The 25306-nt window shown below is 71.5% G+C and carries 24 protein-coding genes and 1 riboswitch; of the genes, 12 read left to right on the top strand and 12 right to left on the bottom strand.

The window, feature by feature from the left end; all coding sequences use genetic code 11:
- Nucleotides 1-311 precede the first annotated feature (311 nt).
- On the top strand, nt 312-1058 hold the full coding sequence (locus HNQ09_RS12150; RefSeq protein ID WP_184029630.1) for a phosphodiester glycosidase family protein: 747 nt from the start codon (nt 312-314) through the stop codon (nt 1056-1058).
- A gap of 67 nt (nt 1059-1125) precedes the next feature.
- Here the strand turns inward: HNQ09_RS12150 and HNQ09_RS12145 are convergent, their stop codons facing one another.
- From HNQ09_RS12145 to HNQ09_RS12115, 7 genes are all read right to left on the bottom strand, one after another.
- Entirely contained in the window at nt 1126-3369 is a 2244-nt protein-coding gene (locus tag HNQ09_RS12145; protein ID WP_184029628.1) for a DUF937 domain-containing protein, read from the bottom strand.
- 203 nt (nt 3370-3572) lie between these two features.
- The gene (paaZ, locus tag HNQ09_RS12140) at nt 3573-5648 is read right to left on the bottom strand and encodes a phenylacetic acid degradation bifunctional protein PaaZ (protein ID WP_184029626.1); all 2076 of its coding nucleotides are present in this window, start codon (nt 5646-5648) and stop codon (nt 3573-3575) included.
- A 90-nt stretch (nt 5649-5738) separates the two neighbouring features.
- The gene (gene paaD, locus HNQ09_RS12135; RefSeq protein WP_184029624.1) at nt 5739-6251 is read right to left on the bottom strand and encodes a 1,2-phenylacetyl-CoA epoxidase subunit PaaD; all 513 of its coding nucleotides are present in this window, start codon (nt 6249-6251) and stop codon (nt 5739-5741) included.
- Nucleotides 6252-6255: 4 nt separating this feature from the next.
- Nucleotides 6256-7038, bottom strand: a complete 783-nt coding sequence (gene paaC, locus HNQ09_RS12130; protein WP_184029622.1) for a 1,2-phenylacetyl-CoA epoxidase subunit PaaC — start codon at nt 7036-7038, stop codon at nt 6256-6258.
- Nucleotides 7035-7694, bottom strand: a complete 660-nt coding sequence (locus tag HNQ09_RS12125; protein WP_184029620.1) for a phenylacetic acid degradation protein — start codon at nt 7692-7694, stop codon at nt 7035-7037. The genes paaC and HNQ09_RS12125 overlap by 4 nt, the downstream gene beginning before the upstream one ends.
- Nucleotides 7695-7863: 169 nt before the next feature.
- Nucleotides 7864-8820: a 1,2-phenylacetyl-CoA epoxidase subunit PaaA gene (gene paaA, locus HNQ09_RS12120; RefSeq protein ID WP_184029618.1), complete on the bottom strand. Its 957-nt coding sequence runs from the start codon at nt 8818-8820 to the stop codon at nt 7864-7866.
- Between the two features lie 157 nt (nt 8821-8977).
- On the bottom strand, nt 8978-9676 hold the full coding sequence (locus HNQ09_RS12115; protein WP_184029616.1) for a HepT-like ribonuclease domain-containing protein: 699 nt from the start codon (nt 9674-9676) through the stop codon (nt 8978-8980).
- A 57-nt stretch (nt 9677-9733) separates the two neighbouring features.
- Here HNQ09_RS12115 and HNQ09_RS12110 point away from each other — a divergent pair, with 57 nt between their 5' ends.
- From HNQ09_RS12110 to HNQ09_RS12100, 3 genes are all read left to right on the top strand, one after another.
- Nucleotides 9734-10117, top strand: a complete 384-nt coding sequence (locus HNQ09_RS12110; protein WP_184029614.1) for a 4'-phosphopantetheinyl transferase superfamily protein — start codon at nt 9734-9736, stop codon at nt 10115-10117.
- 340 nt (nt 10118-10457) lie between these two features.
- Nucleotides 10458-11339, top strand: coding sequence for a Cof-type HAD-IIB family hydrolase (locus HNQ09_RS12105; RefSeq protein WP_184029612.1), 882 nt, complete (start codon nt 10458-10460; stop codon nt 11337-11339).
- Nucleotides 11340-11374: 35 nt separating this feature from the next.
- Nucleotides 11375-11869 carry a hypothetical protein gene (locus tag HNQ09_RS12100; RefSeq protein WP_184029611.1) on the top strand — a complete coding sequence of 165 codons (495 nt, stop codon included), beginning with the start codon at nt 11375-11377 and terminating at the stop codon, nt 11867-11869.
- A gap of 66 nt (nt 11870-11935) precedes the next feature.
- Here the strand turns inward: HNQ09_RS12100 and HNQ09_RS12095 are convergent, their stop codons facing one another.
- Entirely contained in the window at nt 11936-12400 is a 465-nt protein-coding gene (locus HNQ09_RS12095) for an NUDIX domain-containing protein (RefSeq protein WP_184029609.1), read from the bottom strand.
- Nucleotides 12401-12433: 33 nt separating this feature from the next.
- Nucleotides 12434-12536, top strand: a riboswitch (TPP riboswitch).
- Nucleotides 12537-12586: 50 nt separating this feature from the next.
- On the opposite strand from HNQ09_RS12095, the gene HNQ09_RS12090 reads away from it, so the two are divergent.
- The 5 genes from HNQ09_RS12090 to HNQ09_RS12070 all read left to right on the top strand — a co-directional run bounded on the left by HNQ09_RS12090 (nt 12587) and on the right by HNQ09_RS12070 (nt 17846).
- Nucleotides 12587-13615 carry a thiamine ABC transporter substrate-binding protein gene (locus tag HNQ09_RS12090; protein ID WP_184029607.1) on the top strand — a complete coding sequence of 343 codons (1029 nt, stop codon included), beginning with the start codon at nt 12587-12589 and terminating at the stop codon, nt 13613-13615.
- Between the two features lie 367 nt (nt 13616-13982).
- On the top strand, nt 13983-15527 hold the full coding sequence (locus HNQ09_RS12085; RefSeq protein ID WP_184029606.1) for an ABC transporter permease: 1545 nt from the start codon (nt 13983-13985) through the stop codon (nt 15525-15527).
- An 11-nt stretch (nt 15528-15538) separates the two neighbouring features.
- Nucleotides 15539-16249, top strand: a complete 711-nt coding sequence (locus tag HNQ09_RS12080) for a hypothetical protein (protein WP_184029604.1) — start codon at nt 15539-15541, stop codon at nt 16247-16249.
- Nucleotides 16246-17220: an ABC transporter ATP-binding protein gene (locus tag HNQ09_RS12075; protein ID WP_184029602.1), complete on the top strand. Its 975-nt coding sequence runs from the start codon at nt 16246-16248 to the stop codon at nt 17218-17220. The genes HNQ09_RS12080 and HNQ09_RS12075 overlap by 4 nt, the downstream gene beginning before the upstream one ends.
- Entirely contained in the window at nt 17217-17846 is a 630-nt protein-coding gene (locus HNQ09_RS12070; RefSeq protein ID WP_184029600.1) for a thiamine diphosphokinase, read from the top strand. Before HNQ09_RS12075 ends, HNQ09_RS12070 begins: the two co-directional genes overlap by 4 nt.
- A 79-nt stretch (nt 17847-17925) precedes the next feature.
- Here the strand turns inward: HNQ09_RS12070 and HNQ09_RS12065 are convergent, their stop codons facing one another.
- From HNQ09_RS12065 to HNQ09_RS12055, 3 genes are all read right to left on the bottom strand, one after another.
- Nucleotides 17926-18606 carry an amino acid ABC transporter permease gene (locus HNQ09_RS12065; RefSeq protein ID WP_184029598.1) on the bottom strand — a complete coding sequence of 227 codons (681 nt, stop codon included), beginning with the start codon at nt 18604-18606 and terminating at the stop codon, nt 17926-17928.
- 94 nt (nt 18607-18700) lie between these two features.
- Nucleotides 18701-19471 carry a transporter substrate-binding domain-containing protein gene (locus tag HNQ09_RS12060; protein ID WP_184029596.1) on the bottom strand — a complete coding sequence of 257 codons (771 nt, stop codon included), beginning with the start codon at nt 19469-19471 and terminating at the stop codon, nt 18701-18703.
- Between the two features lie 114 nt (nt 19472-19585).
- Nucleotides 19586-21013, bottom strand: coding sequence for an alpha/beta hydrolase family protein (locus HNQ09_RS12055; RefSeq protein ID WP_184029594.1), 1428 nt, complete (start codon nt 21011-21013; stop codon nt 19586-19588).
- 240 nt (nt 21014-21253) lie between these two features.
- Here HNQ09_RS12055 and HNQ09_RS12050 point away from each other — a divergent pair, with 240 nt between their 5' ends.
- From HNQ09_RS12050 to HNQ09_RS12040, 3 genes are all read left to right on the top strand, one after another.
- A complete protein-coding gene (locus HNQ09_RS12050) occupies nt 21254-21955 on the top strand; it encodes a hypothetical protein (RefSeq protein ID WP_184029592.1) in 702 nt (233 codons plus the stop codon).
- 167 nt (nt 21956-22122) lie between these two features.
- The gene (hemL, locus tag HNQ09_RS12045; RefSeq protein WP_184029590.1) at nt 22123-23472 is read left to right on the top strand and encodes a glutamate-1-semialdehyde 2,1-aminomutase; all 1350 of its coding nucleotides are present in this window, start codon (nt 22123-22125) and stop codon (nt 23470-23472) included.
- Entirely contained in the window at nt 23469-23897 is a 429-nt protein-coding gene (locus HNQ09_RS12040; RefSeq protein ID WP_184029588.1) for a CoA-binding protein, read from the top strand. The genes hemL and HNQ09_RS12040 overlap by 4 nt, the downstream gene beginning before the upstream one ends.
- Nucleotides 23898-24021: 124 nt before the next feature.
- Here HNQ09_RS12040 and HNQ09_RS12035 read toward each other — a convergent pair whose 3' ends face one another.
- Nucleotides 24022-25218, bottom strand: a complete 1197-nt coding sequence (locus tag HNQ09_RS12035) for a molybdopterin molybdotransferase MoeA (protein WP_184029585.1) — start codon at nt 25216-25218, stop codon at nt 24022-24024.
- Between the last annotated feature and the right edge of the window lie 88 nt (nt 25219-25306).

Raw genomic sequence — 25306 nt, 5'->3', positions numbered from 1 at the left:
CCACCGTGGACCCTTGTTATCTTGACCGTTCCACTGCTGCTCGCTGGGGAGCAGCAGTTTGTTCACTCGGCGCTGACCCCCGAAGGGGGACAGCCGCCGTGATCTATGCGCTCGTTTCTCGCATGTCCTTCGCTTGTCATGCTGCTCGCCTCGCTTGAGGCTCAGAAAAGATACAGGCCCCCACCCGAGCTGTCAACCCCCCGGCCCTGGCCAAGCCCTGAGGCAGCGGTGGGCCGGGAAAAAGACCGCTGGGGAGGCCAAGCACCCGCAGCGCCCCACGGCTCATCTCGGGCAGGCATGATGGGCCGCATATGTCGCGTTTGCGTTGGATTCGGTGGTTGCTGGGAAGTGCCTTGCTGGCGCTGCTGACAGCCTGCTCGACGGCTGGAAGCCTGGACCTGCGGCGGGTGACGGCGGCTGGGAACCTCTACACCGTCGCCACCGTGGACCTGAGCAAGGACACGCTGCGCCTGCACTGGAACAATCCCACGACCGGTCAGCCTTACCGCACGTTCGCGCAACTGAGCGCCCGGCTGCGCAAGGAGGGCACCCGGGTGCTGTTCGCCACCAACAGCGGCATCTACGCGCCGGGGCTGGTGCCCCTGGGCCTGCACGTTGAAGACGGGCGGACCCTGGTGGGCCTGAACCGGGCGCGGTCGGGCGGCAACTTCGCGCTGCTGCCCAACGGCGTGTTCTGGGTTCGCGGGCAGCAGGCAGGAGTCACCGAGACTCAGGCGTATAGGCGGCGGGGCCTGCGGCCGACGTTCGCCACACAATCGGGGCCACTGCTGGTCCAGGGAGGGCGCCTGCACCCGGCCTTCAACCGCAGCGGCACCAGCTTCAAGGTTCGCAGCGGCGTGGGGGTGTGCCGGGACGGGCGGGTGCGGTTCGTGGTAAGCGCCGGGCCCGTGAATTTCCATAGCTTCGCGGTCTTTTTCCGGGACACGCTGGATTGCCCGGACGCCCTGTATCTGGACGGCAGCATCAGCGCCTACGCCACCCCCGACACAAACACGCAGTTTGCCGACTTCGCGGGGATGTGGACGGTGAGCCGTTAGCTGACCAAGAGCTTGGGGCCGCCTTCCAGTGAGGCGGCCCCAGAACGGCGCGAACGGCGCCTGAGGTTCAGTTGGTGACGGTCAGGGTCACCACGCTGAGCGGCTCGGCGGCGGCGTCGCCCAGCGGACGGACCTCGTAGGTCAGCTTGCCGGCGCCGGGGCGGCTTTGGTAGCTCCAGCCGCAGGTGTTGTCGAGGGGCACGGACCGGGTGCCCACCACGCGGTCGCCGCGCTTGACGGTCACGCGGTAGCCCTCGCCCTGGCCTACGCCGCCGAAGCGGAAAGGCTGGCCGACCGTCTGCCCGTCGGAGATGCTGAGGGTGTAGTCGTCCCGGCAACTGTCGGTGCGGGCGGCGGCGGCAGCCACCGTGGCGGTGACGCGGCCCAGTTCGGTGCCGTCCCCGGCCTGTACGCTGTAGGTGTGCTCTCCAGCCTCGGGGCTGGGCACGTCCTGGCTCCAGGTGCCGTCCTCATTGATGGTCAGGCTGCCCAGGCTGGTGCCGTCCTCCAGCAGCTGCACCGTCTGGCCGGGGGTGCCTGTCCCGCGCAGGGTGAAGCCCCCGGCGGGCAGCTGCGCGTTCGGCGCAGGCTCGGCGATGGCGAAGGCTCCGGTGGCCCCGGCAACGGCGCCCGCGCCCGCCTCGTCGGCAGGAGCCGCTGCATCTGCGGCCCCGCTCCCGTCCGGGGTCCTCGCCCCGGCTCCGGCCACGTCCAGCGTGAGGTCGCGGTTGGCGCCTCCACTGGCGCTGACGGTGTAGGTGTGCGGGCCGGGTGCCGGGGCGGGCAGCTCGGCAGACCAGCGCCCGTCTTGCTGAACGGTGACGGTGGCGAGCGGCTCGCCGCCTTCCGAGACCGTCAACGTCTCGCCTGCCGGGGCCGTCCCGCTCAGCGTGAGGGGCGCGGCGGGCAGGCTGGCCCCCGAGGCCGGGGTCGTCACAGTGATGCCGTTCGCGTTCGGGGCCGGGGTCGCCCCGTCGGCCGCCCCGGTCGCCGCCGGGGCCGTTTCCGGGCGGGATTGCAGCAGCCAGCAGCCGCCCAGACCCAGCAGCAGCAACAGCGGAAGGAGCCACCAGGCCAGACCCCGGCGGCGGGCGGGCGCCTCACGGGGGGCGGCAGGCACCGGCGAGGCGGCCGGAGGCGCCGCTGGACGCGGAGCCGGAACCGTTCTCACCTGGGGCGCGGCGGTCGCCACCGCCACCGGCTCGCGGCCCACCCGGTCGAGCAGGGCGCCCAGGCCCGGCATCCCGGCAGGCAGGATTGCGGCGAGGCCGCCCGGCAGGCCCGCCAGCAGCCCGGCGAGACCCGCCGGCTTCAGCCCAGTCGCCGCCGCGCGTTGGCCGAGCAGGCCCAGCACCAGCGGGGCGAGCAGCGCCAGCAGCCGGCCCGCGCTGGTGCCCGAGCCGCCGATGGCGGACCCCAGGCGCCCGGTCACCTCGTCCACATTGCCGAAGAGGGTGCCCAGCAGCGGGCGGCCCTGCCCCTCGAGCCGGGCGACCTCGGCGGGGTCGGACAGGCGGCTGGCGTCCAGGCGGCCATCGGCGCTGATCCAGGCCCCGGCGCCCTGGCTGCGGGCGAGGAGGTCGGCGGCGCCCGCCTCACTGCCCCCCTTGCGGGCCAGGGCCGCCAGCAGCACCGGCAGGGCGGCCCCGGTGGCCCGCACCGCCGCGCCGCCGCTGAACCCGGCAGCGGTGCCGAGGCGCTCGGCCACCGCGCCGCCGAACGGCCCGCGCAGGGAGTCGAGCAGCCCCGCCGGACCGGCGTCGTCGGGGGCGGCTGGGACCGTCCCGGTTCCCGGTGCCGCACTGACGGCCGCCGGGGAGGCGCTCAGCACCACCCGGGCCGGGGCGGCGCTCTCCCCCTTGCCTGCCGGGCCGGGAAGCAGGGCCGCCACATCGCCGTCCCGCAGGCCACGCTGGCCCAGAACGCTCAGCAGCAGCGGCAGGGCGAGGTGCAGCAGCCGCTCGACCCGGCCCGTGTCCAGCCCGCCCGCCACCTGCGCGGCGAGGCCGCTGGCGCGCTCGCCCAGCAACGCGGGCGCGAGCAGCTTGCCGGCACTCTCCAGCGTGCTGGCGCCCTCAGGGCCGCTCAGGGCGTCCCCGGCGCTGGCGAAGGCGGGCAGGTTCCGGACGGCCTGCGCGATCTGGTCGCGGCCCTGGGCCGTGCGGGAGTGCTCGGCCAGCGCGGCGAGTTGGCTGGGCAGGGCGGCGTGCAGCACCCGCGTGGCGTCGGCGGCCTCCAGGCCCACCGCCTGACCGAGCCGCGCGGCGTCGGCCGCTCCAAAAGACGAGTTCATCAAGTCGGCAAGATTCATGGAACCTCCTGGGAGACGGGTCTGGGAGAAAAAGGGCCGGGTACCGGGACCAGCGCCGTCTGGTCTGCCTGGCCCCGAAATGGCCCCGCTCAACGTACTTCAGCGCCGCTGAGCTTCCCGCACGGCCACCATGAGCCTTCGCTAAGAAAGGGGGCGGGAAGAGTCCACGCTCCTCCCCGCCCCCTCCGCTGTGCCCGCCGCGCTCAGGCGTCGGCGCCGTCGCGCGCCCGCTCGACCAGGGTCAGGATGTCGTAGGTCGCCACGAGTTCGTCCCGCTGGTTCGTGATCTCGGCGTGCCACTCGACCACGCCGGTCGGGCGCGTCTCACCCGGGCGCAGGTCCTTGCGGATCTTGCGTTTGCAGGTCAATCGGGTACGGATGGTGTCCCCGATGCCGACCGGCTCGACAAAGCGCAGGTTCTCCAGGCCGTAGTTCGCCAGTACCGGCCCCGGCGCGGGGGACACGAACTGCCCGGCCGCCGCCGAGATCAGGAAGTAACCGTGCGCCACCCGCTTGCCGAAGAGGCCCTCCCTCGCGCCGATCTCGTCCACATGGGCGTAGAAGTGGTCCCCCGTCAGGCCCGCGAAGTTCACGATGTCGGCTTCGGTCACCGTGCGGCGGTGGGTGAGCAGACTGTCGCCCACTCCGATCTCGTCGAAGGACTTGCGGAAGGGATGGACCACGTCCTCGCGCACCTCGGCGCCGGGCACGTATTCGCGGGTGATCGCGGCGAGGGTCGTCGGGTCGGCCTGCACCGCCACCTTGTTCATGTGGTGCCGGACGCCCGCCAGCCCGCCGAGTTCCTCTCCGCCCCCCGCCCGGCCCGGCCCGCCGTGCTTGAGCTGCGGCAGCGGGGAGCCGTGCCCGGTGTTCTCTCCCGCATTCTCGCGGTTCAGGACGAGGAGACGCCCGTGGGTGCTCGCCATGCCCAGGACGAGTTCGGTCGCCTCGGCGCGGTCGTGGGTCACGATGCTCCCGGCCAGGGAACCGCGCCCCATGCGGGCAAGCTGCGCGGCTTCCTCCAGCGTGCCGTAGGGCAGCAGGGTCGCCACCGGGCCGAACGCCTCCAGCTCGTGCGGGCCGCGCGCCGTGAGGGGCGACTCGCACAGCAGCAGGGTGGGGTCGAGGAAGGCCCCCCGCTCGCGGCTGCCGCCCAGCAGGTCGCGGGCCTCGCCGCCGATGACGACGCTGGTTTCGGCCTTCAGCGCGTCCAGAGTTCTCTGCACCCGTTCGCGCTGCTCGGTGCTGACGAGGGCGCCCATCCGCACGTCGTCGCGGGCGGGGTCGCCCAGAGTGACCTTGCTCAGTTCCTGGCGGAGCGCGGCCACGACCTCCTCGACCCGGCCACGCGGCACGATGGCGCGGCGGATCGCGGTGCATTTCTGCCCGGCCTTGCCCGTCATCTCGCGGGCGACCTCGCGCACGAAGAGGGCGAACTCGGGGTCCCCGGGGCGCACGGTCAGGCCTAGCACGGAGGCGTTCAGGCTGTCGGCCTCAGTGTTGAACCCCACATTGCGGGCGACGATGGTGGGATGCACCTTGAGCTTCTGCGCGGTCGCCGCCGACCCCGTAAACGCCACGAGGTCCTGCTCCTCCAGATGGTCGAGCAGGTCGCCCGGCTCACCCGTCACAAGTTGCAAGCTCCCCTCCGGCAGCAGACCCGAGGCGATGATGTCGCGCACCACCCGTTCGGTGAGGTACGCGGTTTGCGGGGCGGGCTTCACCAGGCTCGGCATCCCTGCGATGAAGGCCGGGGCGAGCTTTTCCAGCATGCCCCACACCGGGAAGTTGTAGGCGTTGATCTGTACCGCTACGCCCTCGCGCGGCACGAGGAGGTGCCGGGCCACGAAGGTCCCGCCCTTGCCCAGCCGCTCCACCTTGCCGTCGGGCAGAAAGCGTTCGTCGGGCAGCTCGCGGCGGGCCATGCTGGCGTAGCTGAGCAGGGTCCCGATGCCGCCCTCGATATCCACCCAGCCGTCGCGGCGGGTCGCGCCCGTCAGCAGGTTGAGGGCGTAGTAGTCCTCCTTGCGCTCCAGCAGGTACGTGCCCAGCGCCTTCAGGGCGCGCGCCCGCGCGTGGAAGGTCAACCGCCGGATCGCCGGGCCACCGACCCCGCGCCCGTAGGCCAGGGCCTGCGCGAAATCCACCCCCTCGGAGGAGATCACGGCGACCGGGCGGCCATACACAGCGTCCACCAGCGTCTGGCCGTCGGGGTTGGCGTGCCAGGTGCCGTACACGTAGGAGGCGGGGCGGAGGATTTGGGAAAGAGTTGAGGTCATGGAGACTCCTTGAAGAGTGAAGCTAGAGCGCAAAGGCAGATGGCAAAAAGCGGAGAGCCTTCTGCCATCTGTCTTTCGGCTGCGGCGGGATCACACACTCTTAAACCCCTCAAACGGCTCCTTGCAGTTGTCGCACACGTAGAGCCGCTTACACAACGTCGGGCCGAAGCTGCCCGTCATCCGCACGTTGAACGAGCCGCAGCGGGGGCAGCGGGTGGATTCGGGGTCGAGGGTGATGAGGGGGGAAGCTTCGGCGGGGGCGGGCGGCGCGATGCCGTACTGGCGCAGCCGCTCGCGGGCGCCTTCCTGAATCCAGTCGGTCGTCCAGGGGGGCGTGAGGGTGCTGCGGACCTCCACGTCCTGCACACCCAGCGCGCGTACGGCCTCGCCGATGGAGTCGCGGATGACGTGCAGCGCGGGGCATCCGGAGAAGGTGGGGGTAAAGGTCACGGAGACACGCCCGCCGCCGTCCACCGTCACGTCCCGGACCATGCCCATGTCGGTGACGGAGACGACCGGAATCTCGGGGTCGGGGACGGCGGCGAGAGCGGTCCAGACCTGTTCGGGGGTGACGTGCTGGGGGGACAGGGGGGCGGTGGTCATGGGGTCACCAGACCTCGGCGTTCGCGTGCTGCCGCGCCACGCTCTGCATCTCGGCCAGCAGGGGCGCGAGGTGTTCGGTATGCACGTCCCGCCCCTCGGAAGCCTCCGCCAGCGCCATCGGCAGGGTCAGGCCGCACTTCTCGGTCAGGTGGGGCAGCACGAAGCTCTCCCAGCTCGCGCGGACCTTTTCCAGCTCGGGCAGCATTCCGGCGGCCACCAGATCGGCCTCGCCGGGCAGCGGGGCGAACAGTTGGGCGACGTGGGGCCACAGCTCGTCCAGCGCATTCTGCGTGCGGCGGCGGCTCTCGTCGGTGCCCAGTGCCAGGCGCTCGACCCACAGCGCCGTGTGCTGGAGATGGAACTTCTCCTCGCGGACGGCCTTGGCGGCGACCTCGGCCAGGGGGGCGTAGCTGCTTTTTTGCGCCGCGCTCAGCCACAGCGCCTCGTAGGCGTCGAAGAGAAACTGGCGCAGCATGGTCAAGGCCCAGTCCCCTTTGGGCAGCTCGACCAGCCGGACGTTCGTGTACCCGTCCGCGCCCCGGAAAAACGCCAGGCGGTCGGGGTCGCTGCCGTCAAGCGTCCGGCGCAGTTCCAGGTACATCCCGGCGTGCCCCAGCTCGTCTTGCGCGATGTTGGCCAGGGCGATGTCCTCTTCCAGAATCGGCGCGTGCCCGGTCCACTCGCCGTCCCGGTGGGCCAGGATGATCTCGTCGTCGGCCAGCGCAGTCAGCTTGCGAATCAGGGCCTGCGTCTGGGCGGGCGTGAGGAGGGCAGCGGGGGCGGTCATGGCTGCACCTTCCTCGGGGCGGGCTGGAGGGCGGGGTCGTGCGGGTGGTCATGGACCTTCTGGGCGCCGATGTGGGGTTCCTCGTTCACGCGGCCCGGCATCCGGCCCTCGCGCTTGAGTTCCCCGACGTGGCGGCCGATCACGCCGTAGGCCTGCTGCTGCTTGTAGGTCTTGTCCCTCGCGGGCGCGAACCAGCTGTCCACCGTGCCGGGGTCGTCGCCCGTGCGGACGACCGCCCTCTCGGGAAAGACCAGCCAGGTCAGGGCGTCGGGGTGCTCCTCGCGCGCCTGCCGGACCGCGTCGCCGGGGCCGCGCGCCTCGACGGTGCCCACCAGATCGACAAAGGTCATCGAGCGCTTGTGCGTGCGCTTGAGGCCGACGTGGTAGGTGCCGCCCTCGCCGGGGGTGTCCAGCACCTCGGGGCGGGTCTGCACCTCTTCCGGCGTGGCGGTCAGGATGTCGCCCTCGCGCACGGCCCACAGGCTCACGGCCGCCGGGCGGCGCACAAAGACGTTGCGGGCCGTCAGCAGGGCGTGGTCGGGGTCACCCGCGTGGACGCTGCCCACCGCCTGCCAGGGCCTGCCCGGCGCGTCCTGCTTGAAGACTTCCCAGCGGGGCCACTGGGTACCGGGGTGGGGGGAGGGGGTCTGGGTCATGGATGCTCCTGGGATACATGTGAGGGGCTGAGCAGGCGGCGTTCTCTGGATGCCAGGGCTGTTCACCCCCTCTCCTGTGGAGCTGTACCAGTCCCGGCCTCCCCCCTCTCCTGCGGAGCTTGGCAAGTCTGCAAGCGGCTCTGCGGGTCAAGGGGGCGGGGTAAAAGATTCAGTCTGCCGCCTGGCCCAGCTGGCGCGCCGTGTAGGCGTCCAGGGCCTCGCGCACCCAGGCGCCGTCCTCGTGGGCCGCCTGACGGGCGCCCAGACGCTCCTTGTTGAGGCCCCGCTGACCGTTCACGACCGCCCAGAACTCGTCCCAGTTGATCGGGCCGTGTTTCCAGTTGCCCGACTCGTCCTGGTGCAGGTCGGGGTCGGGGATGGTCAGCCCGGCTTCGAGCAGTTCGGGCGCGTGCTCGTTGATGAACTCCTGGCGAACCTCGTCATTGGTCTTGAGCTTGATGCCCCACTTCGTCAGTGCGCCCGAGTTGGGGCTGTCGGCGTCGTGCGGCCCCAGCATCATCAGGGCGGGCCACCACCAGCGGTCCAGGGCGTCCTGGGCCATCGCGCGCTGCTCGGGGGTGCCCTGGGCGTAGGCGACGATCATCTCCTTGCCCTGCTTGTGGTGGAAGGTCTCCTCCGAGCAGATGCGGACCATCGCCCGGGAGTAGGGGCCGTAGGAGCAGCCTGCCAGCATGGTCTGGTTCTTGATCGCCGCGCCGTCCACCAGCCAGCCGATCATGCCCACGTCGGCCCAGTTCATGGTGGGGTAGTTGAAGATCGAGGAGTACTTGGCCTTGCCCGAGAGCAGCGCGCCGAGCATCTCCTCGCGGCTGATGCCCAGCGTCTCGGCGGCGTGGTAGAGGTACTGGCCGTGCCCGGCCTCGTCCTGCACCTTGGCGATCAGGATGGTCTTGCGCCTGAGGGTGGGCGCCCGGGTGATCCACTCGCCTTCGGGGAGCATCCCCACGACCTCCGAGTGCGCGTGCTGGCTGATCATGCGGATCAGCTGGCGGCGGTACTCGGCGGGCATCCAGTCGCCGGGTTCGATCTTCTCGCCGCGCAGGATGCGGGCCTCGAAGGCGGCGTGCTGCTGGGGGGTTTCGGCGGGCGTCAGGGGCTGGGTCATGAAAGTCCTCCGGAGCTGGGTTGTGGGGCGGAACACCGTCTGCCCACAGTCTACCTAACGGGCGTTAGGTTCAGTGTTCCCCAGCCTACCCCGGCCAGACAGGCGGGACGGGACAGGGCAGGCTCCCCCGGGGGAGGAGGCCAGCGGCCCGACCGGCCTACGGCTCCTCCCTGCCGTCGGCCAGCGCCTGAAGGCTGGGCCGCTGCGCGGGCAGGTCCACCCGGGCCGTGTGCCACACCAGCCGGGGATCGATGCCGAAGTAGTCGTGCGCGACGAGGTTGCGAATGTCGCGCAGCAGCGCCCAGGGCACCTCGGGCGTGCGGTCTTGCACGCTCTGGGGAATGAACTTGGTCGTCTCGCCCAGCCGCGAGAGGTTACGCAGCACGGCGTCGCGGGTGCGTTCGTCGGCCAGGAAGGTGGTCAGGGTGTGCCCCGCCGTGTAGGCCGCCACCCGGTCGAGGGCGCCAAGCAGGTCGAACACCCGCCAGCGCCAGCGTTTGGAGCGGTGCGAGCGCCGGAGCGGGTCGGGCAGGGCGAACACGTCCACCGCGTCGGCCAGAATCTCGCCGCGCAGGGGTGCCCTGAGCGCGCCCTCGGTGAGCACGTCCACCCGGCGGCGCAGCAGGTCCTCGAAGATTTCCTTGACGCGCATCAGGTCCAGCAGGCCCGCCTCGGCGGTCAGGTCCACCAGCAGGTCGATGTCGGCAGACCCGTCGGCCTCGCCGCGCGCCACCGAGCCGAAGACCCGCACGCGCGTGACCCCGGCGGCCCGCCAGCGCGCCTCGCCCGCGCGCAGCACGCCCGCCACGGTGGGCAGCCAGGGATCGGGAAACAGTGGGTCAGGAGGCGCGGGCATCGGCGGTCAGGATACGGCGGCCCAGCCCGGTACCCGGCCGCGTGGCAGCATGGCGGGGTGATCGTCGCCGTCGGCCATGACCTGATCGAGATCGAGCGCGTGCGCGGAATGCTCGCCCGCGAGGGCGACCGGGCGCTCAAACTGTTCGCCCCCGCCGAACTCGCCTACTGCGCCCGGCTGGCGGACCCCGCGCCCAGTTTCGCCGCCCGCTTCGCCGCCAAGGAGGCCTTTCAGAAAGTCTGGCCGCGTCCGCACGGGTGGCGCGACGTGTGGGTCGAGCGCGAGCGCACGCCGGACGGCCCCTTTCCCTTCGCGCCCCCGGTGCTGGGCTTTTGCCCTGAGATCGCGGCGGAGCTGGAAGCGCGCGGCTGGGTGGTCCACCTGACGCTGACGCACACGAAGGAACACGCCTCGGCGGTGGTGGTGCTGGAGGCGCGCTGAGCCTTCAGCGCTCAACCTTCAGCGGGGGCTGAAACGCCCGCCGCAGCCCGGCGGGGTCGCCTGTGCCCAGGGTCAGCATGCGGCCCGCACGCAGACGCCCTTCCCGCTGAGAACGTCATAGGTTTCTTCTGCCCCGAAAGACAGCTCGTACCCCACGGGCTGGCCCCAGACGCTCAAGCGGACTGCTTCGGCAGCCCAGATGGCAGAGAGGGGCCGTTCTCGCCAGCGCCCCCAGCGGGCCGTGCGGAAGCGCAGGCGTTCCCCGTCCACCTCTGTTTTCAGCGCGAGGGGCAGTCAGTGGGACCGGGCAGGGTGTCTTTCGCGGTGACAGACGGTCGTGATGTCGCCTCCCAGGCACGACCTTTTCTCTTACCCTACAGCCGTGATCCGCCTGATCGCCACCGACCTCGACGGCACGCTGCTGCGCCCCGACCGGACCGTGAGCGCGCGCACGCGGGCGGCGCTGGACGCGGCCAGGACGGCCGGAATTCACGTCGTTCCGGTCACGGCCCGGCAACCGCGCGGGGTGAGGCGTATCGCGGAGGCGGCGGGATTTGACGGGTACGCCCTGTGCGCCAACGGCGCCTATGGCGTCCACCTGGGCACGGGCGAGGTGCTGTTCGAGGCGCACGTCAGCGCGGCGGCGCAGCGTGCCTTGGCGTGGGGGCTGACCCAGCGGGTCCCCGGCGTGCTGTTCTTGAGCGTCAGGGAGGGCGGCGAGGTCTACGTCGCGCAGGAGGGCTACGCAGCCCTGGCCCGTTATGAGGACCACAAGCGCGAACCGGGCGAGCTGGGAGGACACGATCTCGACGCCGTGCTGGCCGCCCCCAGCCTCAAATTCATCGTGCGGCACGCGGCCGTGACGCCACGCGAGCTGTTGGGCGAACTGCGGGCGCTGAAGCTTGGCGGCTTCGCGGTCACGCACTCCGGGTCGCCTTTTCTGGAAGTGCTGGCCGAGGGGGTCAGCAAGGCGTGGGGGCTGGAGCGGCTCTGCACTCGTCTGGGCATTAGGCGCGAGGAGGTCCTGGCTTTCGGAGACGCCCCCAACGACGCCGAGCTGCTTGCCTGGGCCGGGCGCGGCGTGGCGATGGGCAACGCGGAGCCGGAGGCGCTGGCGGCGGCAGACGAGGTGACCCTGACGAACGAGGAGGACGGCGTGGCCGTGGTGATCGAGCAGATGCTGATCGAGGCCGAGCAGTTTTCCCAATCGTCGTCCGCCTGACACCCCGCCCCGGACCCGGTTGCCTACGCTGGAGCATGACCCCTTTCTGGCAACTCTTGACCGCGTGCTGCCTGTCCTGCGGCCTCGCGCTGGCCGCCCCGGCGGGAGCGGGGCAGACGGCCCTGCCCGCGCTCCCGGCCGCCACCGCCGCCGAGCGCGCGGCCCTGACCCGTGGGCGGGCGCTGGTGGCCGACTTCTACGCGCTGCGGGTCGAGCGGCTGTGGCAGAGCTTCACGCCGCAGATGCAGGCCGAGTGGGGACCCCTCGCCGCCTTCCGGGCCTACCGGGAAGCGGGCCTGCGGACCTACGGCGCCGAGCGGCGGGTGCTGCGCGAGCGCACGTTTACCCAGGGCGGCGTGACCTACTACGTCCGCAGCGCGACGTTCGGGCGCGACCCGGGGACCGTCTGGGCCGTGGTCCTGGGCTTCGATGCGGTGGGCCGGGTGGCGCGGTTCGCCATCGTCGCGGAGGCCAAGACGCAGCCGGGGCGCGTGGCGGCCGCGCGCGAGGCAGGCGCCTGGGCGGGGTAGAGGCGGACCTCCCAACCTTCCGGGCAGCGCCACGGGGACGGGGGCAGGCAACCCTCAACGGTGGCGCTATCCCGCCGGGTACACCCGGACCCCGTCCAAGCCGTGAAGCTGCTCAGAGAGGCGGGCGCCGCCTGTGAGGTGGGCGGCCAGCACGCCGGGCAGCCACGGCAGGCAGCCCTGCGGCAGGGCCTCGGGATCGAACCAGCCCACCTCGGAGGTCTTGTCGAGCGGCGTCGGCTCGCCCTCCCAGGCCTCGGCCAGAAAGAGGAAATCCACCCCCCGCAGGGGACCGCCCAGGCCCGGCACGTCGTAGCGCGAGACGCCCAGCGAACGCAGCGCCGCCGGGTCCACCCGCAGCCCGACTTCCTCCCGCGCTTCACGGGTCACGGCATCCAGCAGGGCCTCGCCGGATTCCACCGCGCCGCCGGGCAGGTTCCAGAGGCCGTCCGCCACCGTGGTGCCCGAACGCCGCCCCAGCAGCACCCGGCCGGAGGCGCTCCGCACGACCAGCCACACGACAAGCGTTATCACCGCGCCACTTTAGCCCGTGCGCTATGCTGCTCCCTGCGTCACCGGGGGTGCCCTCCTCACATGGAGAGGGCTGAGATCACACCCCAGGAACCTGAACCGGGTCATTCCGGCGGAGGGAGCGTGACGGAAGGGCCGCCCAGCGCGTGCCTTCCTCGGCTTCCCCTCGTGACGCGGGGGGGATTTTTTATGCGCAAGACACTGATGCTCGGCCTGCTGCTCGCGGGAGCCGCCCAGGCCCAGACCACCCTGACGGTGGTCACCCACGATTCCTTCGACGTGGATAAGAAGTTGGTCGCGCAGTTCGAGCGGGAAAACGGCGCCCGCGTACGCTTCGTAAGGGGCGGGGACGCGGGCGAACTGCTCAACCGCCTGATCCTGACCCGCCGCGCGCCCGTGGCCGACGTGGTGTACGGGCTGGACAACGCGGCGCTGCCCCGCGCGAGGGCCGCCGGGATTCTGGAGGCCTACCGCTCGCCCGCGCTGGCGCGGGTGCCCGCCGCCTCCCGCCTGGACGGCGCGGGTCTGCTGAACACGGTGGACTCCGGCCTCGTGGCGCTGAACTACGACCGCGCGGCCTGGGCCAAGACGGGCCTGCCGCTGCCCAGGACCCTCGACGACCTGAAAAAGCCCCAGTACGCCCGGCTGACGGTGGTCCCCTCCCCCGCGACGAGCAGCCCCGGGCTGGCTTTCCTGCTCGCCACCGTGAACCACTACGGCGAGGCGGGCGCCTGGGCGTGGTGGCGGGAAGCCCGTGCGAATGGCCTGAAAGTCACGCGCGGCTGGTCGGACGCCTACAACAAGGAGTTCACGCGCAACGGTGGGAAATACCCCATCGTCCTGAGCTACGCGAGCAGCCCCGCCGCCGAGGTCTACTACGCGGACGCCTACGACCCCAAAAAACTCCCCGCCCAGGCGCCGACCGCCAACCTCTTCCTGCCGGGCAGCACCTTCTTGCAACTCGAAGGCGTGGGCATCTTGAAGGGCACCAAGCAGCCCGCGCTCGCCCGCCGGTTCGTGGACTTCATGCTCTCGGCCAGGGTGCAGGCCGACATTCCCACCCGCATGTGGGTTTACCCCGCCGTAAGCGGCACCCCCCTCGACCCCGTCTTCCGCTTTGCCGAGAAGCCCGAGGTGGCTCCAGTCAAGGCCAGCGTGACGGCCAACCCACAGCGGCTGATCGACGCCTGGGTGACGCAGGTGCTGCGGGCGCGGTGAGGGAAGCTGACGCTGGTCACACGCCCCCTCACCCCAGCCCTCTCTCCTTCGGAGCTGTACCAGTCCCACGAGGGGAGAGGGAGCAACGGCGCTCAAGCTTGAGCCTCCTCAAAAACGGGCACAGCGAACGCCGCACAGGTGTGGGCGAATCGAGTCCGCACCGCCTTCCCCACGTCGGCTCGCACAGCGAGACGGTGGCCGCGACGGGAATGCACCGAGATCAAACATTCCGGCCGAAAGCCACGCCCACCAGCGCCGCCCATTTGTCCTTGCCGAGCGCAGCGCTTCGCTCCCCTGCCCCCTTTGGGGGGAGGGGCTGGGGGTGGGGGCCAACCGAATCAAGATGCCTGGCCCCTCCGCACATCCCATGACCCCTCCGATCAGAGGCTGGCTCCTCGCCCTCCCCCCCCTCCTTTTCCTGCTCCTCCTGCTCGCCCTCCCCCTCGCCCGTACCTTGGCCGAGGGCGGCGTCAACCTGGCCGTCTGGCAGGACCCCTACTTCCTGGGCCGCCTGACCTGGACCCTGACCCAGGCGGGCGCCTCCGCCCTGATCGCCCTGGCGCTGGGAGGCCCCCTCGCCTACCTGCTGTCGCGTTACGCCGTTCCCGGCAAGGGCCTGCTGCTGCGCCTGCTGCTGCTCCCCTTCGTGACGCCGACGCTGGTGGCCGTGCTGGGCCTCTCGGCACTGCTGGGACCGCAGGGGTGGGTCAGCCGCCCGCTGGGCCTCGACCTGGAGGAGACGCCCGCGCTGCTGATCCTGGGAAATCTCTTTTTCAACCTGCCGGTGATGGTTCGGCTGGGGTACGGCGGCTTCTCACGGGTGCCGCCGCAGCTCACGGGGGCGGCGCGGACGCTGGGGGCCTCAGGATGGCGGGCGGCCTGGACGGTCGCGCTGCCGCTGGCGCTGCCGGGCCTCGCCGCCGGGTTCATCCTGGTCTTCCTGTATTCGGCGCTGAGTTTCGGGCTGCCGCTGGCGCTGGGCGGCGAGCGCTACGCCACGCTGGAGGTCGAGATCTACACCCTGACCGCCTACCAGCTGCGGCTGAGCGAGGCCAGCGCCCTGATCGCCGGGCAGCTCCTTCTGACGCTGGCGGCCACCTGGTCCTACGTGCGGCTGCCGCGCGGCGGGGTGGGCGTGCCCACGCGGGGGCTTCCGGCGGCGCGGGGGGGAACGGCCCTGCTGCTGGGGGCGCTGCTGGCCGCCGTGGGGCTGATCTGCTTTGGCCCTCTCTGCGCCGTGGTGGCGCGCGGGCTGCTGGGGTCGGGCGGGCCGACGCTGGGCTACTGGAGCGGCATCCTGACCGACCCGGACACCCCGCTGCTGCTGGGCAACACCCTGCGCTTCGGGGTACTGGGGCTGATCGGCGCCGTGCTGCTGGGCGGGTTGCACGCGGTCGGCGCCTGGCTGGCGCGCTCGCGGACGCTCGACCTGCTCTCGCTGCTGCCGCTGATGGTCTCGCCGGTCAGCCTGGCCGTGGGCTACCTGCTGGCCTACCCGGTGCTGAGCGCCACGCTGCCGCTCCTGATCGCGGCGTACACGCTGCTGGGGTTTCCGCTGGTGACCCGCAGCCTGCTGCCCGCGCTGCGGGCGCTGCCGTCCCGGCTGACCGAGGCCGCGCGGAGCCTGGGCGCAAGTGGATGGGCCGCGCACCGCACCGTGACCTGGCCGCTCACCCTTCCGGCGCTGCGGGGCGGCGCCGCGCTGGCCCTCGCCACCGTACTGGGCGAGTTCGGGGCCACGCTGGTCCTGACCCGGCCCGAGTGGGCGACCCTCAGCGTGGGCCTGTACGAGCGCCTGGGTCGCCCCGGCGAGCGCAACCTGGGCGAGGCCTGCGCGCTGGCGACGGTGCTGCTGCTGCTCGCGGCGCTGGCCTTCACGCTGCTGGACGGCGGGGAGGGGGAAGTGACGTGAGAGAATTGGGCATGACTGATCCTCTGACGGACAAGCTACGAGCTTTCGTACAGCAGGAAAATATCCAGCCTGACCCAAACTTTGCCACGTATGCCAACGGTAATTATTGCGTTCTGGACTGCGTATTTAGTCCAAGAGCAAATTGGGAGTTCACAGTTAAACCGATGGTTGAACGGTTCGCCGCGTACGGATGGGAAAAAGATATTCGGACGTTCAGCGACTTTGTTGCGGACGTCGATAGCTTTGGTGAGGGTAAGTTCGAGAGGTATGCCGCAGAGGTTCTGATCAATCTAGGCGTTTTGTCCGGACGCCGCAAAGCCGAAGTAGCCTACGACGTCGCGAAATTTTTAATCCAAAACGATATTGAATATGTGGCAGATTTTCACCGCCTGTCTACGTATGAGGTTGAAGAACTTGTCGGGTTTAGGCTGGTGGAAAGCGTGAGAGGTATGGGGTCAGTCTTGGCGAGCTATCTAATCTTGCTATTCGGCCGAGAGGATTACATTAAGGTTGATACTCTCCTAAATCGCCTTATGGGCCACATAGGGGATTGGAAATTTCGCTATGGTAATCCGCAAGACATACTTGCTATACGCAAAGCCATTATTACGGTTGCAGAAGAAATGAAAATTACTCCTTCCCGACTGGATAACGCACTCTGGAAATACGAGAGCATCGGACGAAAGCCCCTCCCTTGGATCAAAGAAGAGAAAGAGGCTTGATTCCCCCCGCCCTCGCCCTGCATCACTTCTCCAAGCGCTTCGGCCCCACCGTCGCCGCCGAGGACGTGACCCTGACGGTCGCCCCGGGCGAGACGGTCGCCCTGCTCGGCCCCAGCGGCTGCGGCAAAAGCACCGTGCTGCGCGGCGTGGCGGGCCTGGAGCGCGTAGGCGCGGGCCGGGTGGAGGTCGCCGGGCGGGACGTGACCGCCCTCGCGCCGGAAGAGCGGCAGGTCGGCCTGGTCTTTCAGGATTACGCGCTGTTTCCGCACCTGAACGTGCTCGGCAACGTCGCCTACGGTCCCCGGATGCGCGGCGCGGGCCGGGCGGAGGCAGAGCGGCGGGCGCGCGAGGCTCTGGCGCTGGTCGGCTTGGAGGCCCTGGGGGCGCGGCGCCCGGCGGAACTCTCGGGCGGGCAGGCGCAGCGGGTGGCCCTGGCGCGGGCGGTGGCGACTGGCTCGCCGCTGCTGCTGCTCGACGAGCCGCTCAGCAACCTCGACGAGCAGTTGCGGGCGCGCTTGCGGGCGGACCTGCGGGGGCTGTTCGCGCGGGTGGGGGCGGGCGTCTTGCTCGTCACCCACGACCAGCGCGAGGCCCTGGCGCTCGCCTCGCGGGTGGCGGTGATGCGGGCGGGGCGGCTGGTGCAGGTGGGGGCGGCGGCAGAAGTCTTCGCGCGGCCCGCGACGGCGTGGGTGGCGGCCTTTCTGGGTCACGCCAATGTGCTCCCCGGCCCCGGCGGCACCGCCCACCTGATTCCCGAGGACGCCGTGCGGCTGGGCGAGGGCGACCCCCATCCCGTCACCGCCCGCCAGACGACCGACACCGGGACGGAGGTCGCGGTCGCCCATCCCCTCGGGCCGCTGACGCTGCACCTCAGCGCGCGGGAAACGGGGCAGCTTCAGGGGGGCACGCTGCGGCTGACGCTGGATCCGGCGCGGGTCCTGACCCTGCCCGACGACCGGGTGGGGACGTGATCGCCTGGATTCTGGTCGGCGGGCGGCTGGTGCCCACGCCCGCGCTCGCGGCCCTGCCCCGCCCCGACCTCGTGGTGGCGGCCGACGGCGGCGCCCGGCACGCGGCGGCGCTGGGGGTGCGCGTAGACGCCTGGGTGGGCGACTTCGATTCCTCGGACGGGCTGAGTCTGGAGGCCCCGCGCGAGGTCCACCCCGCCGCCAAGGACGAGACGGACGCCGAACTCGCCGTGCGGCTGGCGCGCGAACGGGGCGCGACCCGGCTGGTCTTCCTGGGCGCTTTCGGAGGCCGCTTCGACCACGCGGCGGCGCTGGCGCTGGGCGGGCTGCGGCTGGCGCGCGGGGGCCTGGGCGTCACCCTGCACAGCGGTGACGAGAGCGGGCACCCGTTGCTCCCTGGAGTGCCCGTGCGGCTCGACCTGCCGCCTGGCACCACCCTCAGCGTGCTCGCGGTCAGCGACCTGCGCGGCCTGAGCCTCACGGGGGTCCGCTGGCCGCTTCAGCAGGCCGACGTGCCGCAGGGCAGCGGCTGGACCGTCAGCAACGAGGCACGGGGCGGCGCAGTGCGGGCGAGGCTGGAAGGCGGCGCCGCGCTGCTGACGGTGCTGCACCCGTTCACCTCGGGTTGACGCGGAGCTGGCGGACCGCACAGCAGAAAGGCCCAGCCGCGTCGCCGGGCCTTCTCACCCCACCCCCGCCTGCCGGGGATCAGACCGCGCTGGCCCGGTAAGGCCGGTTCAGGCGGCGCTCCAGCAGCGCGAAGAGCCGCGCGGCCACGTTCGACAGCAGGAAATAGATCAGCGCGACCGCCAGATACAGCGGCACCGGCTGGTAGGTGATCGAGACCAGGCCGCGCGTGGTGAGCAGCAGCTCGGACACGGTGATCACGCTGGCGAGGCTGGAATCCTTCAGCAGCCCGATGAACTGGTTGCCCAGCGCGGGCACGGCGGTGCGGGCCGCCTGCGGAATCAGGACCAGCCGCAGCACCTGCGCGGGCTTCAATCCCAGTGCCCGCGCGGCCTCGCTCTGGCCCCGGTCCACGGCGTTCAGGCTGCCCCGGATGATCTCGGCGGCGTAGGCCCCGGCAAAGAGGCTCAGGCCCAGCACCGCCGTATTGAAGGCGGGCAGCGACACCCCCGTGATCTGCGGCAGCGCGAAAAACAGGAAAAACAGCTGCACCAGCAGCGGCGTTCCCCGGAACGTCTCGATGTAGGCGCCTGCCAGCAACCGCACGGGCGCCAGCCGCGACATCCGCCCTAGCCCGGCGATCAGGCCCAGCACCAGCCCGAACACGCTGGCCAGGACCGTCAGCGACAGGGTGAGCTGCGCGCCGCGCCACAGCGCCGCGAGGGCGTCGGGAGTAAAGACGGTGGACAGCGTCGAGAACATGAGGGGCCTCCTTATCTGGCCGCAGCAGCGGTCTGGCCAGCAGAAGGGGCCGCACGGCTTGTCCGCACGGCCCGGCCTCCCCGGCTCAGTCTGGTTACTTGGTGGGCACCGTCACGTCGGCGCCGAGGTACTTGACGCTCAGGCGCTTGAGGGTACCGTCGGCGCGCATGGAGGCCAGCGCCTTTTCCACCGCCGACTTGAGCTGCGGCTGGTTCTTGCCCAGCGTGATGTAGGGATTGTCCTGCTGCAACACCGGGCCGGCGGCCTTGAGCTTCTGCCCGTTCTTGGCGGCGACGCTGCCCACCGTGCGGGTGGTGATCATCCCGGCGGCGCGGCCCGCGCCCAGGGCGAGAAAGATCTCCTGCTCGCCGCTGTAGGTGGCGACGTTGGGATACTTGGCGTCACGCAGGAACTTCTCGAAGACGGTGCCCTGCGCGACCGCGACCGGCTTGCCGCCCAGCCCGGCGAGGCTGCGCGCCGACGAGTTCGAGGGCACGAACAGCTGGAAGCCGTCGTAGTAGTAAGGGCGGCTCAGGAAGTCCACCGCGCGCTCGCGCTCGGGGGTCTTGCTCTGCGAGGCGACGGCGAGGTCGAACTGCCCGGCCTGAAGCCCGGCGATGATGGAGGGGAACTCGGCCTTGATCAGCCGCGCCCGGACGCCCAGACGCTTGGCGATCTCGCGCGCCACGTCGGCGTCGAAGCCGGTCAGCGAGCCGTCGGGGGCAGGCTGCGAGAAGGGCGGGTACTCGCCGCTCATCACGACGCGCAGTTCGCCGCGCTTGCGAACGTCGGCAAGGTCGGCGTGCGCGACCGAACCGGCGGTCAGGGCGAGGGTGGACAGCAGCAGCAAACGGGATTTCAACATGGGGGTCTCCTGAAAGTGAAAGGGGGCAAACAGGCCCAACGCTAGCCTGTTTCGCCCCCGGATGCCGAGAAGATTTCCTTTAGTTGGTAGCCACCGATACAAGGCCTCCCAGCCTCAGGACGCGGGCGGGCAGGCGGCCACGCCGGGGCGCACCCCGCGCGTGAAGCGGCAGCCGTAGGCGGGGTCGGCCACCGCGCCTGGCGTCAGCACGTCGTCCCCGGCAGGCTTGACGCCGGTCTTTTCCCAGGCGACGAGGTCGTTGAAGCCCTCGACGATCTCCGCAGGCGTGAAATCGCAGTGCCCGGGGGCGCGGATCGCCCGCTGCACCAGCCGCGCGTCGTTGCCGTTGGCCTGGGCGGCCTGGCGGTAGAGCTGCTGGTGCCTGAACGGCACATAGAAGTCGCCCAGGGTGTGCAGGGTCAGCACCGGGACGCTGAATTCGCCGTTCACGCGCGGAATCCAGCGCAGGCCGCCCGCGCGGGCACGGTTGGCCTGCGGATCGGCCGCCACGCGCAGGATCGCGGCGTTGAAGGCGACCTCGGCAGCGGTGGGTGTGGCCCCAGCCGTCCAGCGGTAGGTCCGGCCCACGTTGCCGTAGAAGTTCTTCGTCAGGATGCCGTTGACCGTGCCGTCGGAGCCGCCGGTGCTGAACACGGCGCTTTGCAGTCCGCCGACGCGGAAGCCCAGCTCGAAGACGGGTCGGTCGCCGCCGGTCAGCTGGCGGGCGATCTCGCGCAGGACGGCCCCGTTGCCGCTGTTCTCCTGCCACAGGGGATCGGTCTGGCTGGTCGTGGTGTCGGTGAACAGCGCCGCCTTGATGGCGGGCAGCAGCTCCTGGTAGTCGGCCTGCGGGTAGCTTCGCGCACCCAGCCCGGCCAGCTGCGCGGCGACGGTGGTGTAGTCGCCCAGCCACTGGAACTCGTATTCCTCGTCCATCACCCCGCACAGCGGCAGGGCGGCGGCGTAGGTGACCTTGCTGCGCGCGTTCGCCTGCGTCTCCTTTTCCACGGCGGCCCCGGCGATGTGCCCACCCATCGAGACGCCCATGATCAGGTACTTGGTCGGTTTGGCATGCTTATTCGCGGTCAACCGCTCGAAGGCCAGGGCCAGCGCGTTGGTGTCTTCCACCCCGGCCTGCACGTCGTAGTAGTTGGCCGAGTAGCTGCTGGCCCCCCAGGCGTACCCCTGCGCGAGCAGCGCGGCGCGGATGGGCGGCGGCGCCACCGTCAGGTTCTCCCCGGTGCCCGCGTACCCGTGGGCGTACATCACCAGCGTGCCGTTCCAGTTGTCCGGCACCTCGATCTGGTAGGCCGCCTCGCCCTGTAGCCCGGCGTAGACCCCCTGGTACAGCGCGGCGCCGGGGACGGGAGCCAGCGTGGGCGTGACCGCCTTGAAGGCGCGCGCGTCCTGAGGCCGCGTCTCGGCGGCGGGTGGGGCGCCCCGGCCGCAACTGGCGAGGGCCAGCGCGCAGGCGATCAGGCCCAGGGCGCGGGCGGGACGGGCACGGAGACGGGCACGAAAAGGAGTCGCTGCGGCAGTCATAGGGCCTCCGGGGGGAGTGGGACGCGCGCGCGCGGGGCGGCGGCAGCCAGAAAACCACCGCCGGAAGCGCGCGCCGTCGGGACACGGTCGCTGGGTCGAGGTGCAGCTTGTACAAGCGGGAAACGTCTGTATTTAAGGCCCGGCGCTCACCGCCTGTCAACCGGGAGGGCCGGGGCGCGGAGGGGGGGGCGGGCCGGGAGGCCGGGAACCCCGCTTCACCTCTCCCCGTACTCTGAGGACATGAGACGAAGTGGTCCCGGTTGTGGCTGTCTGGGGTGTGGAGGCGGCGGCCTTCTGGTGCTGGCGCTGCTGGGCGCGCTGGCGTGGTTTGTGGTGATCCAGCCGGCCCGCAATTTTCTGGAGTCGGTGCGCGGCCCGGGGCAGACCCAGAGCCAGACGCAGCCGGGGGGCGCCGACAGTGGCGTCGTGGTTCCCCAGCTGCCCGGCGGCGGGACCGCGACGCCGCCGCCCGGCGACACGCCCGCCCAGGGCGGCGACGCAGCGGCGCCCCTGACCCGCGCCGACGTGGAGCGCTTCGTGCGGGTGCGCCGCGACGTGCAAGGCGCCCTGGGCGAGAGCTTCACGGGCCTTCAGAATATCTGGACCGAGATTCAGCAGGGGCAGACGCCCAATGTGATCACGGTCTTCAACGTGATTCGCAACGCGGGCAGCAGCATCGGCCGGGCGCGCGAGGCGCAGGCGGCGGCCCTGGCTGAGGAGGGCCTGAGTCCCGAGCGCTACGCCCAGGTTCGCAGCGCCGTCAACCGCGCGCTGGGCGTGCCCAACATCGACTTCTCGCGCGCCGCCGAGGCCCTCGGCCAGGGCCGCCTTCCCGACCTGAACACCACCGTTCAGGCCGCCACCCCCGAGGAACGCGCCCTGATCGCGCCCTACCGTGCCGAGCTGACCCAGACGGCGGCCATCGGGCTGCTGGGCTTGTAGCGCAGGCCGTAGGCCCCAGTGGCCTTGTTGGGCCGATGCAACGCACAGGGAGGAGGAGGCGCGGGCGCTCCGGCCTCCCTGCCCTTTGGTCACCGGACGGCCGCCTTCCCCCCGAACTGTCGCCTCCCTCTCCCCCACCCCGGTGAGCTTGCCGTAAGGTGACGGGCATGACGACAGACACCCTCTCCCCGGCGCCGACCACCGCGCAGTCGGAGGCGCTGTTCGCCCGCGCCCGCGCCGTGACGCCCGGCGGCGTGAACAGCCCGGTGCGCGCCTTCCGGAGCGTGGGCGGCTCGCCGCGCTTTATCCGGGAAGCGCACGGGGCGTACCTGACCGACGCCGACGGCACCCGGCTGCTGGACTACATCGGTTCCTGGGGGCCGATGATCCTGGGCCACGACCACCCGGCGGTGCGCGAGGCGGTCACGTCGGCGCTGGCGGGGGGCACGTCTTTCGGCGCGCCCGGCGAGCGCGAGGTGCGGCTGGCCGAGGCGGTCACCCGGATCACGGGCGTGGACCGGGTGCGCTTCGTGAACAGCGGCACCGAGGCGACCATGAGCGCGCTGCGGCTGGCGCGGGGCGCGACCGGACGCAAGTACATCCTGAAGTTCCGGGGCAACTACCACGGCCACGCCGACGGCCTGCTGGTCGAGGCGGGCAGCGGCCTGATGACGAACGCGGGGGGCGCGCTGGGCCAGGCCGCGCCCAGCAGCGCGGGCGTACCCGAGGAGTACGCCCGGCTGACCCTGGTGAGCGAGTACAACGACCCGGCGGCCCTGGACGCGCTGATGCAGGAGCGCGGGGTCGACATCGCCGCCGTGATCTTCGAGCCGGTGGTCGGTAACGCGGGCGTGCTGATCCCGACCCCCGAGTTCCTGGCGGCCCTGCACCGGGTGCGTGAGCACGGGGCGCTCTTGATCGCGGACGAGGTGATGACCGGCTTCCGGCTCTCGCTGCGCGGCGCGACCGGCCTGCTGGGCCTCAGGCCCGACCTGATCTGCTGGGGCAAGATCATCGGCGGCGGTCTGCCGGTGGGGGCCTACGGCGGGCGCGCGGACGTGATGGACCACGTCTCCCCGCAGGGACCGGTCTACCAGGCCGGAACGTTGAGCGGCAACCCGCTGGCGATGGCGGCGGGCCTCGCCACCCTGGAGGTGCTGGAGGGCGACCCCGGCCTCTACGGGCGGCTCGACACCTACACGGCGCAGCTCGCGGACGGCTTGCGGGCGGCAGCGCGCGAGGCGGGCGTGCCCCTGAGCGTCAACCGGATCGGCTCGATGCTCACGGCCTTTCATCAGGAGGCCCCCGACGGCGCCATCCGCAGCTACGCGGACGCGGCGCGCAGCGACACCGCCGCTTTTGCCGCCTGGTTTCAGCAGATGCTGGCGCGCGGCATCTACTGGGCGCCCAGCCAGTTCGAGAGCATCTTCGTGGGGGCCGCGCACGGGGACGCCGAACTCGAGCAGACCCTCGCGGCGGCCCGCGCCGCCTACGCCGGGCTGGGAGGCCAGGCATGACGCAGCTTCAGCGGACCGCCGACGTGATGCGGGTCCTGACCGACAACCGGGTCGTCGCCGTGATCGGCTTTCACCACGACCCGATGAAACCCGCCCACTACGTGCCCGAGTACCTCTACCGCCAGGGCTACAGCATCATCCCCGTGAATCCGGCGCTCGCGGCGCGCGGCGAGAGCTTTTTCGGGCAGCGGGCCGTGTCCACCCTGGCCGAGATCGGCACGCCGGTGGACGTGGTCGAGATCTTCCGCCGCAGCGACAAGGTCGGGCTGCACCTGGCCGACATCCTGAGCATGCAGCCCCTCCCGCGCGTGGTGTGGATGCAGCAGGGCATCCGCGACGAAGCGACCGCCCGCGCGCTGACCGAACGCGGCATCGACGTGGTGCAGGACCGCTGCATGTTGGCCGACCACCGGGCGCTGCTGTAGGAGGCGGTCAGCCGTCAGCCCGGGGGGTGGGAGCACGCTCGCTCCCCCCCTTCTGGCCTGTCCCCTGTCCGCGCCGCTTGCATGGGAGTGAGGCGGGGGCACGGCCACCCGGGAGGCCCGGCCCTTACAGCAGCACCACGTCCACCGTCTCCCCGGCTTCCACCCCTGGCCCCTCCGGCACGACCACCAACGCGTTCGCCTCGCTGAGCGACCGCAGCAGGCCGCTGCCCTGCGGGCCGTAGTCCTCGACCCTCCCGTCCCGGATGACGCCCCGCCAGAAGGCCGTCTTGTCGGGCAACCCGCGAAACGGGGTGGCCGCCGGCAGCCGCAGCGTCTGCACCGGCTGACCGCTGAGGGCTGGGCGGACAACGACGTGGAAGACGACCAGGCTGCTCACCGGATTGCCCGGCAGGCCGAACACCGGCAGGCCCTGCCACCTTCCCAGCAGCGCCGGGCCGCCGGGGCGCATCCGCACCTTCCAGAAAGCGACCTCGCCGCGCTCCATCAAGAGGTCGCGCAGGAAGTCGTACCGGCCCATGCTGACGCCGCCGCTGGTGAGCAGCAGGTCGGCGCCGCCCGCCCCGCTGATGATGGTTTCCAGCGCCGCCGGGCTGTCGGGAGCGTGGCCGAGGGGCAGCACCTCGCACCCACAGTCCTCCAGCATCGCCGTGAGGCCGTGGCGGTTGCTGTCGTAGACCTGCCCCGGCAACAGGGCCTCGCCCGGCTCGCGCACCTCGTCGCCGGTCGAGAGCAGCGCCACACGCAGGCGGCGGCGCACGGGCACTTCCGGGTGCCCCAGCGCGGCGGCCAGCGCCACCCGGGGCGGCGTGAGCGGCAGCCCGGCGCGCAGCACCACGTCCCCGGCCCGGAAGTCGCCCCCCTCCGGCCGCACGTCGGCGGGGCTGGCCGGGCGGCGCAGGAGGACGTGCTCGGGGCCGTCGTCGTTGAGTTTCTCCACCGGGCAGATCGCGTCGGCGCCCGGCGGCAGCGGCGCTCCGGTGTAGATGCGGGCGCACTCGCCCGGCCCCACCGTGCCCGCGAACGGTACCCCGGCGCGGCTCTCCCCGACCACCCGCAGGCGCACGGGCGCGTCCCGACTGGCCCCCAGGGTGTCGGCCTCCCGCGCGGCCACGCCGTCCAGCGCGCTCTCGGTGGCGCTGGGGTGGCTGACCCGCGCGGCGAGGTCGGCGGCGAGGGTGCGGCCCCTGGCCCGGGCGAGCGGCACGGCCTCCACGCCGGGGCCAGGGAGCAACGCGGCGAGCATCGCCCGCGCCTCCTCGACGCTGACATGCATGGGAAAGGCGGGGCGGGAGGCGCTCATGCCGCGCAGCATAGCGGGCGGCTGCGCACCGCCCCTCTGGGGGGGCACTCTGCGGCCAGAGGGTACACTTCGGAAGCGCGGTGAGCTT

It is taken from the genome of Deinococcus budaensis, assembly GCF_014201885.1.
In the GTDB taxonomy this organism is placed as follows: Bacteria; Deinococcota; Deinococci; order Deinococcales; family Deinococcaceae; genus Deinococcus; species Deinococcus budaensis.
Note: the sequence above shows the minus strand (reverse complement) of the source record. Positions and strands in the feature narration are given on the sequence as shown.